The organism is Psychrobacter sp. AOP31-B2-9 (genome assembly GCF_052378005.1).
In the GTDB taxonomy this organism is placed as follows: Bacteria; Pseudomonadota; Gammaproteobacteria; order Pseudomonadales; family Moraxellaceae; genus Psychrobacter.
Window position 1 is genome coordinate 1 of record NZ_JBQSXG010000080.1, and the last position, 14,322, is coordinate 14,322.

The 14,322-nt window shown below is 41.4% G+C and carries 11 protein-coding genes; 4 read left to right on the top strand and 7 right to left on the bottom strand.

Annotated features, from left to right (window positions below):
- The 6 genes from dnaX to ACT3SX_RS09775 all read right to left on the bottom strand — a co-directional run.
- A partial coding sequence (gene dnaX, locus ACT3SX_RS09750; RefSeq protein ID WP_444761716.1) for a DNA polymerase III subunit gamma/tau occupies positions 1-1,432 on the bottom strand: 1,432 nt, incomplete at its 3' end.
- A 69-nt stretch (positions 1,433-1,501) separates the two neighbouring features.
- Positions 1,502-2,764, bottom strand: a complete 1,263-nt coding sequence (locus ACT3SX_RS09755) for a hypothetical protein (protein WP_442069493.1) — start codon at positions 2,762-2,764, stop codon at positions 1,502-1,504.
- A 126-nt stretch (positions 2,765-2,890) separates the two neighbouring features.
- Positions 2,891-4,429, bottom strand: a complete 1,539-nt coding sequence (gene lysS, locus ACT3SX_RS09760; RefSeq protein ID WP_192520289.1) for a lysine--tRNA ligase — start codon at positions 4,427-4,429, stop codon at positions 2,891-2,893.
- 97 nt (positions 4,430-4,526) lie between these two features.
- A complete protein-coding gene (locus ACT3SX_RS09765) occupies positions 4,527-4,979 on the bottom strand; it encodes a hypothetical protein (RefSeq protein WP_192520288.1) in 453 nt (150 codons plus the stop codon).
- Between the two features lie 96 nt (positions 4,980-5,075).
- Positions 5,076-6,167 carry a peptide chain release factor 1 gene (gene prfA / locus ACT3SX_RS09770; RefSeq protein WP_192520287.1) on the bottom strand — a complete coding sequence of 364 codons (1,092 nt, stop codon included), beginning with the start codon at positions 6,165-6,167 and terminating at the stop codon, positions 5,076-5,078.
- Positions 6,168-6,492: 325 nt separating this feature from the next.
- On the bottom strand, positions 6,493-7,638 hold the full coding sequence (locus tag ACT3SX_RS09775) for a beta-ketoacyl-ACP synthase III (protein ID WP_192520286.1): 1,146 nt from the start codon (positions 7,636-7,638) through the stop codon (positions 6,493-6,495).
- A gap of 412 nt (positions 7,639-8,050) precedes the next feature.
- Here ACT3SX_RS09775 and pnuC point away from each other — a divergent pair, with 412 nt between their 5' ends.
- The 4 genes from pnuC to ACT3SX_RS09795 all read left to right on the top strand — a co-directional run bounded on the left by pnuC (position 8,051) and on the right by ACT3SX_RS09795 (position 12,720).
- Positions 8,051-8,815 (top strand): nicotinamide riboside transporter PnuC, encoded by a 765-nt coding sequence (gene pnuC / locus ACT3SX_RS09780; RefSeq protein WP_192520362.1) that lies wholly within the window; start codon positions 8,051-8,053, stop codon positions 8,813-8,815.
- On the top strand, positions 8,754-9,371 hold the full coding sequence (locus tag ACT3SX_RS09785; protein ID WP_192520363.1) for an AAA family ATPase: 618 nt from the start codon (positions 8,754-8,756) through the stop codon (positions 9,369-9,371). Before pnuC ends, ACT3SX_RS09785 begins: the two co-directional genes overlap by 62 nt.
- A gap of 171 nt (positions 9,372-9,542) precedes the next feature.
- Entirely contained in the window at positions 9,543-11,021 is a 1,479-nt protein-coding gene (gene creD, locus ACT3SX_RS09790) for a cell envelope integrity protein CreD (protein ID WP_192520364.1), read from the top strand.
- A gap of 778 nt (positions 11,022-11,799) precedes the next feature.
- Entirely contained in the window at positions 11,800-12,720 is a 921-nt protein-coding gene (locus ACT3SX_RS09795; RefSeq protein WP_192520365.1) for a DMT family transporter, read from the top strand.
- A 199-nt stretch (positions 12,721-12,919) separates the two neighbouring features.
- Here the strand turns inward: ACT3SX_RS09795 and ACT3SX_RS09800 are convergent, their stop codons facing one another.
- Positions 12,920-13,981, bottom strand: a complete 1,062-nt coding sequence (locus tag ACT3SX_RS09800) for a hypothetical protein (RefSeq protein WP_192520366.1) — start codon at positions 13,979-13,981, stop codon at positions 12,920-12,922.
- Positions 13,982-14,322 lie beyond the last annotated feature (341 nt).

Sequence of the window (14,322 nt, forward strand, 5' to 3'; positions counted from 1 at the left end):
GTTCAGGCTCAACAATTGGTTCAGGCTCAACAATTGGTTCAGGCTCAACAATTGGTTCAGGCTGCACGCTATCAGCCATCAAAGTTAAGTTCTGTTCTGGATCACCAATATTATTGACACTTAACGGGTTATCTTCGTGAGACTCAGATTGATAAGAGTCGGCTTGTGACATGTCACTACTAGACGCCTGATAGTCAATATCATAAGGCTGTGATGGCGGTTCTGAAGCTTGATGTACGACAGCATCGACAGATGCTGTAGAAGCAACTGTTTCTATAGATGATGCTTCTGTAGAGGATACCTCACTGTCATAAATATTGTTCAATACTTCATCTATTGGCAACGGACGAAAGGCCAGTAGACGCAAGATACACATCTCAAGTGCCTGCATAGGCGTACTGGCAAGCTTAACGCCTTCACGCGCCTGCACCACAATTTCATAATACAGTTGTAACACATCTGGGCTAATATGCTTTGCAAGTACAGTAATCTCTTGTGCTTGCACTTCATTTACATTCAAAGCGACTTCAGGTAATAATTGAGTCAAGGCCAATTGATGAAGCAGCTCAGTGAGTCCATCAAACATACTAGTCGCATCAACCATTTGCGCGCGCATTTGCTCGATATGGTTCGCCACAGCAGACTTATCATGGTTATATATATCAGTAATCAAACGGATCAAGTCAGCCGCATCAATCAAACCAAGCATAGCATTAACAGTGACATCATCTAGTCTACCTTGACCAAAAGCAATGGCTTGATCGGTCAACGACAAGGCATCACGCACCGAGCCTTTCGCGGCACTGGCTAACTGCCAAAGGGCGGGCTGTGTATATGCTACTTGCTCTTGGTTAAGAATATTGGCCAAATGCTCACTGAGCAACGTCTGTGGTAATGGACGTAGTACAAACTGTAAACAGCGCGAGATGATGGTAATAGGCAGTTTTTGTGGATCAGTTGTGGCAAGTAAAAACTTTACATGCTCAGGCGGCTCTTCTAACGTTTTAAGTAAAGCGTTAAAACTGTGCGTAGACAGCATATGCACTTCATCGATGAGATAAACTTTATAACGTCCTTGGCTTGGCGCATAGGGTACGTTATCAAGCAGCTCGCGTGTGTCTTCAACTTTGGTACGCGACGCTGCATCGATCTCAATAAGATCGATAAAGCGTCCTTGATCGATGGCCACGCAGTTATCACACACCCCGCAAGGCGTACTAGTGATGCCCGTATCACAGTTCAGACATTTCGATAAGATACGTGCAATCGTCGTCTTACCAACGCCACGCGTACCTGTAAACAAATAAGCATGATGTAAACGGTTATAATCAATCGCATTAATCAATGCTTGCGAGACATGCGTTTGCCCAATTAACTCATGAAAGTTTTTGGGACGATATTTGCGAGCTAAGACTTGATATTGCTGCGTCATAATAAATGCCAATATAAATAATACAAATATAGATAAAGTGTCAAACCAGCGAGCTATATTAGCTTTAGATTATAACTGAGCTTGAAGTTTTGCCAAACGTTCATATAAACGCTGAGTATTTTCATCAATCAACGTACCTGTTTGATGAAAAATATCCAAATACACCTCGGTGTTTACGCTGTATTCACAAGGTCGAAACTCTACACCAAGCAAAAACAAATCACTCATTACTGGATCTTGTAGTTGGGCATTGAGATCTGACAATAAATCCTGATGAGATGAACGCACATCCCCTGCACTCAACGAGCTACTATCATCTTGCGCATAAAACACTATAAGATAATGTCGACCAAAGACATGATAAGAGTGCTCATGACGAACATAACCATTCCAACGAGAATCTTGATCCATGGTTCTATAAGCTAAAATCTTTTCTACTAGACACGCATAGGTATACATTGACTCATCTGCCAACACATCTATTTGTGCTCTTGGTAATGGTTTACCTGCTTTGTGATAACGCTCAATCACACTATTAAAAAGTTTATACCACATCCGAGTGTATTTTTGAATCTCAGCCATTAAAGCATTGGCAAATACAGTCTGATTCGGTTCTGATACTTTACGTAAACGTAATTCTATTTGGTCAATTAACTCGTTATCAATCAACCGTTCTTGAACATCAATCGCTCTTTGGTGAAAGTCAGGTGATTGCAAAAACTGTTTTAATAATGTTGACTCATTTTTAAATGATGAAAAACTGGCTAACTGATCACGATGAAAATCTAAAAATGTCGTCAAATCACTTGGGGTCACCAATTGACTGAGTATATCAGCGAAGTTTTGATAGCTAAAAACTTGTAAAACACTTTGTTCATTATCTAGATCCAAAACGCAGTCTTCAGCGAAAAAACGGCTGCCATATTCATAGCCAACGGCATAAGAGGAAAGACCAGATTGTTCGTCCTGATGACTGATGGACAATGAGGTTAAGCCAATAAAATAAGTTTTTTTATCAGCTATCGATGTGCTCCTCGCTGCAACCAACTTATCATTTTTGTGATAAACCTGAGCGTGACGTTTGATTAACTCATTAACAACTTCCTTTCTCCACTCACGAACTTTAGCACTATCCACTTCTTTCTTATTCGCTTGTCTCACAACCGTATTGACAAGAAAATAAATAGTCGCGTCCGAAAACTCAAAAACAAAATCATAACCCTGAAATTTCTGAGGGTCAGTGATTTTGTCTTTGGGTAATTCATATAAAGATAAAAAACATTGCTGAATCATTTTTTGCCAAAGCGAGAATGATGCTTGCTGAGTATCCATAATATTCCTATAAATGCAATCCCATAAAAAGTCTTAAACCCATCATCTTAAAAGGAGTAAAACTTTCTATCTTCAGTTGAATATCAGTGCAGATTAAGGCGTCTCTTTATAGCAAGCAAATCCACTTTAACCTTCATGCTTGCGGCGCATGTGCGGGAACAAAATCACGTCACGAATGCTAGCAGAATCAGTCAGTAACATGACTAAGCGATCAATTCCAATACCCTCACCGGCTGTCGGTGGTAGGCCATAAGACAATGCTTCGATATACTCTTCATCGAAATGCATTGCTTCATCATCGCCAGCGTCTTTTTCAGCGACTTGGCCGTGGAAGCGTTCTGCTTGATCTGCTGGATCATTAAGCTCGCTAAAGCCATTGGCCAATTCACGGCCACCAACAAACAGCTCAAAACGATCGGTGATTTCAGGATTGTCATCACTACGGCGTGCTAATGGTGAAGTTTCAGCTGGATACTCAGTGATAAACGTTGGTTGACGCAATTGATGCTCAGCAGTTTCTTCAAAGATAATCGTTTGTAATTTACCTATGCCAAAACCGTCTTTGACTTGTTGCTTTAATGTTGTTGACGCATACTCTGCCAGATACTCACGGTCATTGATGCGTGCCATATCAAAGTTGTCTGCATATTTTGCAATCGCATCCGTCATCGATAAACGTGCAAACGGCGCTTTTAGGCTAATGTCTTCTTCTTGATAGGTGATTTCAGTTGTACCCAAAATATCCATTGCCAATTCGTTAAATAAGCGCTCAGTCAGGTTCATCAAGTCATGGTAATCTGCATACGCTTGGTAAAACTCAATCATAGTAAATTCAGGGTTATGACGAGTAGAGACACCTTCGTTACGGAAGCTGCGGTTAATCTCAAATACTCTCTCAAATCCGCCAACGACTAAGCGCTTCAGATAAAGCTCAGGCGCGATACGTAGATAAAGTGGCATATCTAAAGCGTTGTGATGGGTCACAAACGGACGCGCCACAGCACCACCTGGGATAGGATGCATCATCGGCGTTTCAACTTCCATAAAACGCTCGTTTAACATAAATTTGCGAATACCACTAACGACTTGGCTACGAATCATAAACGTATCACGAGTCGTCTCATTGGTCATCAAATCAAGATGACGGTTGCGATAGCGAGCTTCTACGTCAGCTAGGCCATGGAACTTGTTTGGCATCGGACGTAGTGATTTGGTCAATAAGTTAAATTCTTCGATATGAACGTACAAATCACCCTTACCTGAGCGACCGATATAACCTGATACGCCAACGATATCACCCAAATCTAGTGACTTGATGCTTGCACGTGTCTCATCATCAAGCTCTTTACGTGCGACATATAATTGAATACGACCTGTCATGTCCTGAATGACGATAAATGAGCCACGGTTGAGCATAACTCGACCTGCGATATTGACCTGAGTCTTTTCGCCATTTGCTGCTTTTTCTTCAATTTCTTGCTTTGATACACCATCAAAAGCCGTTTGTAAGTCTTGCGCATAATCAGTGCGTTTAAACGTATTTGGATACGGCTGCTTGCCCGAAGCACTGATATCATCTAGTTTAGCTTGCAGTTGTGCAATCAGCTCGTTAGCATCTTCTGGAGCTTGCTCTTGATTCTGATTTTGATTATTGGGCTTTGACATAACACTCTCAAAATTATTAGGTGATTAAAAGAAGAAATAAAAACTATAAATTTAAAATAAGACGTTCAGATAAAAAACGTCCTAACAAACATGACAATCAATCGACACAAATAGCAGGCTGTGCCACACCTTTTTTAATAACTTGATAACATCCAAAAACACTGCTATTACTGGCGCATTGTCCAGTTTGATTTTTAGCATTTGGTTTAGCGAAACCACTGGCGTTCTTACATTGTCCTTCGCAGTCAGCACTATCCTTACAAGCTTTACCAGCATCACTGTAAGATAATACGCACTGATAGCAACCACGCCTACCTTGCCGAACAAACCGCCCATTTTGTGAGCGACAAGCCATAACCATCTCACTAGGTGGATAAACACAAGCTTGATAAGTAAGTGGATCGGCTATCATGTTTTCCGATATGCTATCGGAGGACTGCTCTGGTGACGTAGATGGTATGGAACTACAAGCAGAGAGGCCAATCGCCATAAAAACACCACATAAAACACGATTAGGAAATAATCTTAAATTAAACCTGTCATTTATCATAATTATTACCTTATCTTCGGTATCAAAAATAACTGGCTATCTTTTCGTTCGTACTTATGTCAGTAAGACTGACAAACCTGTTGTTTTGTAGCTATCTTATTCACCGCCGCCGATACTAGCCATTAGGTCTGCTTGATGCTCACGCAATAAGGCATCAAGCGTCTCATCCAAGTCACCTTCCATAATAGAATCAAGCTTATATAAGGTAAGGTTAATGCGATGATCGGTCATACGCCCTTGCGGGAAATTATAAGTACGAATACGCTCACTACGGTCACCACTACCGACTAGGTCACGACGTATAGAATCTGCCACGTCGACCTGTGCTTGCACTTTGGCTTGTTGGATTTTTGAGACCAGCATTTTCATCGCATGTGCACGGTTTTTGTGTTGGCTACGCTCTTGTTGACACTCTACCACAGTGCCAGTGGGAATATGCGTCAAGCGTACGGCTGAGTCAGTGGTGTTAACGTGCTGACCACCCGCCCCGCTTGAGCGGAAAGTATCCATTTTTATGTCTGCAGGATTGATATCCACTGTATCATCGATCTCAACTTCTGGCATGACCGCAACCGTACACGCTGAAGTATGAACACGACCTTGACTCTCAGTTTCAGGCACACGTTGTACACGATGAGCGCCTGACTCGAACTTTAGACGACCATAGACGCTGTTGCCAGATACACGGGTGATGATTTCTTTATAACCGCCATGCTCGCCCTCATTAGCTGACAGTACTTCTACTGTCCAGCCTTGGTTCTGCGCGTATTTTTGGTACATACGGAACAAATCACCAGAGAAAATCGCCGCTTCATCACCGCCTGTCCCTGCTCGAATCTCTAAGAACGCTGGTACCTTATCATTAGGATCTTTTGGCAGCATCATGACATTGAGTGCTTCTTCCATCTCCACTATGGTGTCACGTGCGCTTTCGATCTCATCGTTCATCATCTCTTTCATATCAGGATCAGTTGCATCAGCTAGCATCACTTCTGCGTCGGCCTGATCTGTCTCTGCCTGCACATAGTTCTGCCACAGCGTCGTGATTTCCATCAAGTCACTGTGCTCGACAGACAATTCACGAAATTTATTATTATCACTAATGACACTAGGATCTGATAATAAGGCGGTGACCTCTTCATAACGGTCTACCATCTGGTCTAAACGCAGGCGTAAGGATTCTTTCATAAAAGGACTTTTAATTAGATGAGAGGAATAAGAGAGTGATTATAGCAAATTTTTTGCCTTAAATTAAAACCTCTGCGTAATCTTGTCGTTATTCTAAGCAATCTTACCATTATATCGCTAAACAATATGGTCAAACGTCTGCACCGATTCTAGATTGGTTATCATTAACTGGTTTTCTCACTCGGGGTTTATGGTATTTCTTTCAGAAAATTCAAACAAAAAAATAGCCAAGAACATTCTTGGCTATTTTTAATGTGACAGTTTTTCGTATGACAATAAAGTCTGATAATAATTCGATGATTAAACAATTCGATGATTAAACAACTTAAACCTTACGAACCAATACTGAACCAATCGAGTAACCAGCACCGAATGAACAAATAACGCCCAAATCGCCAGATGCTAGTTTGTCTTTATAGCGATGGAAGACAATCATCGGACTAGCTGAGCTGGTATTGGCAAATTCAGCGATGACACTTGGCACAATGGCTTTATCAGCTTCTTTACCAACGACTGTGCGTAAGATTAAATCAAGCATATTGGCATTGGCTTGGTGTAACCACATCATCTTCACATCGCTGGCTTGTAATTCGTTCTCGGTCAAATGCTCAGTGATAATCTCTGACACTTTCGGACAGACTTCACGGAATACTTTACGGCCATTTTGCAAAAACAGCTTGTCAGTCACTGGTGCTTTGATATCTGGGTACATCTCGGTCTGTGCCGCCAAATATTCTGAGCGATCCATAAATCCATATTCGTTTTTGATGTTGGTCGAAAACTGGGTGAATAGCTTAGAGTTCAGAATCTCATAGCCTTTTGGCGTATCTAGATCTTCAACGATAGATGCTGTTGCGACATCACCAAAGATAAAGTGACTGTCACGATTACGCCAGTTTAGATGCGCTGAGGTAATCTCAACGTTGACTACAGCGATACGCTTGGCCAGACCAGAGACAATAGAACCATGTGCTTGTGATAGACCAAATGTCGCTGCACTACAGGCAACATTCATATCATAAGCAAACCCACCAACCATACCAATCTCGTTTTGAATCTCGATGGCAACTGCTGGGTAAGTACGCTGAAAGTTTGAGCAAGCAAGGATAATACCATCCAAGTCATTGGCTTCTAATCCAGCGTCAGCCAATGCGTCCTTTAACGCAGCAGCACCCATCTCTGCCATAACAGACAGCTCTTCACCTAAGTTGCGATAGGCAATCACTGGCGCCATGATTTCAGGGTTTAAGATACCGTCTTTTTCCATCACATAACGTGATTTGATGCCAGAGACTTTTTCGATAAAGGCCGCGGATGAAGGCTGAAGCGCTGTAACCGTCTCTGCGGCTATCTCGTCAGCATGTTCTGTATTATAGTTTTCAACATACTGGTTAAATGACTCAACTAACTCTTCGTTGCTGATGCTATAAGGTGGAATGTATAGGCCTGTGCCTGTGATACAAGTCGTCATGATAAGCTTCCTTGTCTACTGCTATAGTGCTTAAAATAAGCATAAAGGTTAAAAAATAATAGTCATTTGCTTTCGGTGAATGACTGTAAACTTAAAATCAGTGGCTTTATTATGCCTGAATATTATAATTTTTCTAATACTTTGTTACAAATAACCTGTTTGTTGCGAAAAACGAGCAAAGATTACCTGATTTTACAGCAGCTACGCTATAATTGACGCTATTTTTTCTTTCAAGCCTCACTAAAAATACGTATATAGTCGATCCACTCTAAAAAATACAGCGATACGGGTTACAGTTTGCGTAGCCTCTGTCTGCGCAGGCACAGAAAGCAAGAAAAATCTAAGCCGTATTGAGTGGTTGTGCCTCTTTTGTTTAGGACTGACTATACAAGCTAATATTTGGAAAATGCTAATGGCAGAACTTCTCAACTGGCTATTTGGACAGTACGCTGACTACACCACTTTATTCATCGTCCTCGAATTGATTGCCGTTATATTTGGTGTCGCAAGTGTATTACTCGCCAGCAAAACCAAGGTTTTGGCATTTCCTGTTGGGCTAGTGAGTACCGCGATATTTGTGTACTTATTATGGAAGTGGCAGCTGTTTGGTGATATGTTCATCAATGCCTATTACAGTATCATGAGTATCTATGGATGGATTAACTGGTCAAAAAACAAAGAAAATAAGAAACTACCAGATTATTCCGCCCAAACTAGCCAGCAGCAGGATGCATTGTTAAAAAACAATAATGCTCAAAATAGCATCCAAGTTGAACACTTACATATAAAAGATGTACCAATACTAACTGCACTGGCCTCTGCTACCGTTGCTTTCGTCGCTAGCATTTATTATTTCCGTCCAGTGATTAACAATGGCTTTAGCTTTGACGGTGCCGTGCTTGGTCTGCATTTATTCACTTGGGTCGACTATACTGACATGCTCACCACGGCACTTTTCTTAATGGCGATGTGGCTCATGGCCCGACGTAAAATTGAGCATTGGTTACTGTGGATCATCGCTGACGCTATTTCTGTGCCTTTATACTTTTATAAAGGTTTTACCTTTACCGCAGTACAGTATGTAGTTTTCACTCTCATCGCAATCTGGGCTTATTATGAATGGCAACGACGCTATCGTACACAACATGGCACACAACCTCATACAGCGCACACCTAAATCAGTCACTACAATTGCGGTACTAGGTGCAGAGAGTACGGGGAAGACGACGTTGTGCCGCGATTTAGCGACTCATTTCGATAGCCTTTGGGTACCAGAGTACATGCGTACCTATCTACAAGACAAATGGGATAAAAAGCAACTGACTTGTACGTGGGATGACCTGCTCCCTATCGCACAAGGCCAGATAGCATTAGAAAACAAACTCGCCATACAAGCAGCTGAAACGTCACAAGGCGACCATTATCTGTTTTGTGATACCAGTCTGTTTGAGCTAATGGCCTACGCTAATTGGTATTATGACGACTGCCCTACTGAGTTGACTCATGCAGCATTAATACACCATTATGATTTAATATTATTGACCGACGTCGATACGCCGTGGGTAGCTGACGACTTACGCGATAGTCCACACCAGCGCGATGAGATAAGTGCTTATTTTGCAAACCAGTTGACCCATCATAAGAAACCGTTTCATCGCATCGGTGGTAATAGAGAGCAACGAGTACAACAAGTAGCTAACTGGCTGTCCCACACAAACTCTACTTCACGTTAGTAAAAATTGTTGTGGCAATTTTTAGTCACACAAAAACACAAGCCTGTTATTTTCCACACACTTTCCACTGTTCTTACATATTTTTTCTTCATCCCTCCTCTATCCTTTTCTTTAAACCTGCTGACTGTTGTATTGACAGTTTTGGATTAAAGACTCATATGAGGGACTCCCATGCAAAAAACACTATTAATTAAACTATCCATCATCGCGGGGCTGTGCGTTCTGTTTGCCGTTGGTCTCAATATGATCGGCTCGGTCATCTACGAAAGACAGAACTATGCAGAATCTGTCGTCAAAGAAATCACTCAACAACACGTTGACCCACAAGAAATCATCACACCATTTATCGCCATTCCTACCACAGTAACACCTGAATGTCAGACGCAAGTGCCAGATTTGATCAGTGACTGCGCCGCCTCATACCCAAGCGTTGAGACCTTATTTGCCTCGCAAACTCAATCAGCGCAAAACCTAAAAGTAAGCACCGATACCTATAAACGCGGTGTTTATCATGCGACTAGCTACAATGGTGAGGTTAAATTTGATCAAAATTACTCATTAGACAACCAGCTCTTAAACTCATCGAACCAAAACCTAAGTGAAACAAGTACAGTAGCCATAGCGAATCAAGACAATATAGTTCCAGAGCAAACCCTCACACACTGGAATAAGGCAAAGTTGATTATCCCTGTGTCTGACCTACGCGGCCTTGCGACGTTGCCTACAGTGACGATCGGCAAACGTGAACTAAAAGCGACCTATCCGCAAGCTACCATGATTAAAGGCTTAACTTACGTCGAAGTTGCACTTACTCAGGAGCTATTAACACAGCTGAACGGTATTGTGGTTCATGTGCCTTTATCTGGTATCAGTAATATCAATACTGTACCGACTGGACAAAACTTCGAGCTGACCATGCAGAGTAACTGGCACGCACCAAACTTTATTGGCACAGCACTACCAAATATCAAAAACTTTACCCAAAAAGGCTTTGATGCCAAGTGGCAAAATCAATACCTCACGATGGCTAACAACCAGCGATTATCACAATGCTTGAGTATTCCCCATAAAGGATGCGCTGTCGTTAGTAGTGCTTATCTAGATACGAACCGTTACGCTTCTGAAGTCAGTAATAGTATTGATGCAGCAGCAGAAAGCGGTGTACCTAACAGTATCAGACTCAGCAGCTTTGGCGTTAGTTTTGCCGAGCCTAATGACGTCTATCTACAAACTCAACGAACCATGAAATACGCTCTATTACTAATCCTAGTATCGTTTGGCACTTTTTTCTTATTTGAAGTGATTAAATCTAGCCGTATTCACCCAATTCAGTACCTATTGGTCGGTTGTGCGTTATTTGTCTTTTATGTGTTATTACTGCCATTAGCCGAGCAGATAGTGTTTTGGAAAGCGTATGCCATTGCCGCTAGTGCCTGTGTTGGTCTTATTGGCTGGTATACCTATTATGTGCTGGGTGGTGTAAAACGTGCGGTCATCTTTACTGCCACACTGGCAGGATTGTATGCATCATTTTTTGGCATTCTTACCACAGAAGACATGAATTTATTACTGGGTGCTGTATTCTGCTTTGTAATACTCGCCTGTGTGATGGTCATGACTCGTAAAGTTGACTGGTATAAAGTCGCTTAAACTTATCAAGGTAGACAGAATCTATAGTCGATTCACTATAAAGCACATATAGTGATACTGGATACATCTTGCCCAGCCTCTGTCTATACAAGCACTGCAAGCAAGCAAAATGTATCCAGTACCTTATCGTTCAATTTGTATCGTTCAATTTGTATCGCTTTTATTTAAGACTGGCTGTATTAACTTTTACATCACAAAGATCTGGGCTGTTCTAAACCCGACTATTTGGTCCTGCCTAACTATGTGGTTAGGCAAATTTAGCACAGCCTAATTCCTCTTATCAGACAGCTATATCGCTATTAAGCAACGCCTCCTTTGTCTAATGCTCTACAAAAACAAAAATACTCCTTTCCAGTTCTGACAGTCGCTATCGATATGGTGATATTTCATCAACCATCAAAACAAAATGGCAAAACACTTATCCAATCCATGCTATCGTTTCTGACGTGTATTTTTTATTTGACCAACTTAACATTCGTTAAATTAGCATTGATTAAATTTAGTTCAAACTTTGAGGAAATGTGTTGTTATTTGTCTAAAGCTTCATTCACAATCCTTATCTCCCATGCAACTATCGTTAGTCCAATTTAAAAAAGATTTTTCGTTATAAGTACGACAAAATGTCGCTTTCTGTGACGCTGGTTCCATTCAGTTTGAGATTGATAGTCATCATTTTTGCTAAAAAACCAGGCACTGTGATAACAGCATAGACAAAAAAACACAGACAAAACCCTTTGTTATATATATTAAAACCCACTTATTCATAGTAGGAATTATTGTGAAAGCCACGCTTTATACTGTTATCGCACTGATCGCCTTTGCCGCAAACTCTCTTTTTGGAAGAATGGCGCTAGCAGAGGGTTATATAGATGCCTGGAGCTTTACCATCATGCGTTTGGTCAGTGCGGCTGTCTGTCTAGCTATCATCATGACGGTTTACACTTACCGCTTACGACGTCGGGTGACAAAGGTAGAAAACGCCTCCTATGAAGCCATTTTAAATGACAAAGGCAGTTGGCTTAGTAGCATAAGTTTAGTGGTTTATGCATTGTGTTTTTCGATCGCTTATGTGGAGTTAGATACGGGTACTGGTGCACTGATTTTGTTTTCAGCGGTGCAGCTCACGATGATTGGTTGGGGCATTTATAAAAAAGAGCAACTAAGCGCCTTGCAATGGGCAGCCTTCATCGTTGCGGTAATCGGGTTTGTCTACTTGATGCTACCCTCAGCGGCAGTGCCTTCACTATCGGCAGCGACGCTGATGGCAATCAGTGGTGTGGCTTGGGGTGTTTATAGCATCTGTGGCAAGTCCTGTATATCACCGCTACGCGCCACAGCGTTTAACTTTATCAGAAGTCTGACAGCCGTTCCGATGCTATTGTTCATCGCTATGCTCTATCTAGATGATATCGGCTTGGAAAACATCAATATAAGCGATATCACTATTACAGGCATACTGCTGGCATGTGCATCAGGGGCGCTCGCCTCAGGCATGGGTTACAGTATCTGGTATATGGCGATGCCACTGTTAAAAAACACCCAAGCTGCTGTGGTACAACTTTGTGTGCCTGTGCTTGCGGCCATACTAGGTGTGGTGTTTTTATCCGAGCAATTAACCATGCAATTCGTGGTGGCAAGCACGGTCATATTAGGTGCGGTGTTGGTGTTTATTTTGAATAAGAAAGCAGTAAAAGTTTAAAAATGACAATTGGATCCAATTATAGGCGCACATTGCACACACATCTTTTGAAATAAATCGTTTAAGACAGGCCACTGTATATAGTTGAGTTCGAATAATTTCGATACAAGGAAACCGAGTGCAAGCGATACATTAGTATGGTGAGCGAGGATGACGATGTAGCGGATTTATATGGATTTGACTATACTCGCATTTTCATCTAAGCAATCACTAGCATTACGTACAATATCGAGCCGATAAACCATGTCGCATTCACTGCTATGCCTGAGTACCATTTCAGTTTGACCTTTGTGTTTTTATTATCAAAGGCGGCTTGGCGCTCTGCAGTGACAGGCAACACATTATATGGGTTATCTTTTCCATCCCACATGAGCCGACGCTGCACTTCAGGGTGCAGTGCGGGGTTGGCACTGGATTGATAAATATTGCCTTCAGCTAGATCTAAGTAGCTGACCGTACACGCTCTCAACCAACCCATAACCGTCACTTCATGATGCAGACCAGTTAAGCCTTTGCCTTTCTTATCTTGAGCGATGTCAGCACAAGCCAATAGCGAGGTACTGATATCTGTCGGACAAGCGTGAGCGTATCTTGGATCAAGCGGTAGCTCGTCTGCTGGACGTTCCATATAGATACGAATAAACGTCCACTGATCATAAGGGTTTAGTTGCATGTCTTCAAAGTTAATAGATAAGCTTGGCTCTCCTGTTGCCTCATCTATTACATGTAGATTAAGCACTTCATACACTAAACCCTCATTACGCCTTATGGAGGCTGTGATGTCTTTGTAATTTATTAGATGAAGGATAGGCTTCTGCTTACGCTTGTGCTCATAATAAGCAAGCTGTTGTGTTTGTTTCAGTAGCAATATTTTGTGGTAGCGAGATTGCTTTCTTTTAAGTTGCTTTAGAGTAAAAAATGCACCGAATGATAAGATTGATATCAGTATCATCAGCATTATTATTAATGAAAGACCAACAATATCGAAAGGGCTTAAAAAAACATAATCATATATAACTGCCAACAAGAAAAATATATTCTGCCCACCTAACCATGCACCACAATAAGACGCTAAAAGCCATACATTTTGGATAGAGTTAATACTGGGATGAAATAATAAATAGTCTGGATTGACCTCATGAATAAGTGAACTTAATCTATTAATACTGACATTTTTTTCTTTAAAGTTAGGAATGTCGCCCTCATAAGGGCGACTGATTATTTTACCGACAGGAGGTACGGGAGGAAGCGGTAAAAACATATTGGAACTCAATCAAGGTTTATTGTCAGTTAGTGGATTTTTATTAAGCATTATATGCAACCATCCCTCAATATAACAGACTAAAGTTAAGTAATATCGCAATCAACCATTTGCTGTTCATTTGCTAGTTTTCACTATCAAAAGCCAAAGATATTAATCCATCGACCCTAGTTAATAGTTAGTGATGGCTTTATGCCCGTGTGCTATTGAGCCGATTAGCCACACCATTTAAGACCATTCTGAAAAACAACTCCTTTTGTTGCAAGGAAAAATAGGTAAAAAGACCCTAACATAATAAAAAAGGCAGCAACCTTAATAGTGTCTAGCTGTCTATTAACTAC

Coding starts and splice junctions, on each gene's coding strand:
- ACT3SX_RS09755 (WP_442069493.1), bottom strand. CDS start 2,764: ATGGATACTCAGCAAGCATCATTCTCGCTTTGGCAAAAAATGATTCAG.
- lysS (WP_192520289.1), bottom strand. CDS start 4,429: ATGTCAAAGCCCAATAATCAAAATCAGAATCAAGAGCAAGCTCCAGAA.
- ACT3SX_RS09765 (WP_192520288.1), bottom strand. CDS start 4,979: ATGATAAATGACAGGTTTAATTTAAGATTATTTCCTAATCGTGTTTTA.
- prfA (WP_192520287.1), bottom strand. CDS start 6,167: ATGAAAGAATCCTTACGCCTGCGTTTAGACCAGATGGTAGACCGTTAT.
- ACT3SX_RS09775 (WP_192520286.1), bottom strand. CDS start 7,638: ATGACGACTTGTATCACAGGCACAGGCCTATACATTCCACCTTATAGC.
- pnuC (WP_192520362.1), top strand. CDS start 8,051: ATGGCAGAACTTCTCAACTGGCTATTTGGACAGTACGCTGACTACACC.
- ACT3SX_RS09785 (WP_192520363.1), top strand. CDS start 8,754: ATGAATGGCAACGACGCTATCGTACACAACATGGCACACAACCTCATA.
- creD (WP_192520364.1), top strand. CDS start 9,543: ATGCAAAAAACACTATTAATTAAACTATCCATCATCGCGGGGCTGTGC.
- ACT3SX_RS09800 (WP_192520366.1), bottom strand. CDS start 13,981: ATGTTTTTACCGCTTCCTCCCGTACCTCCTGTCGGTAAAATAATCAGT.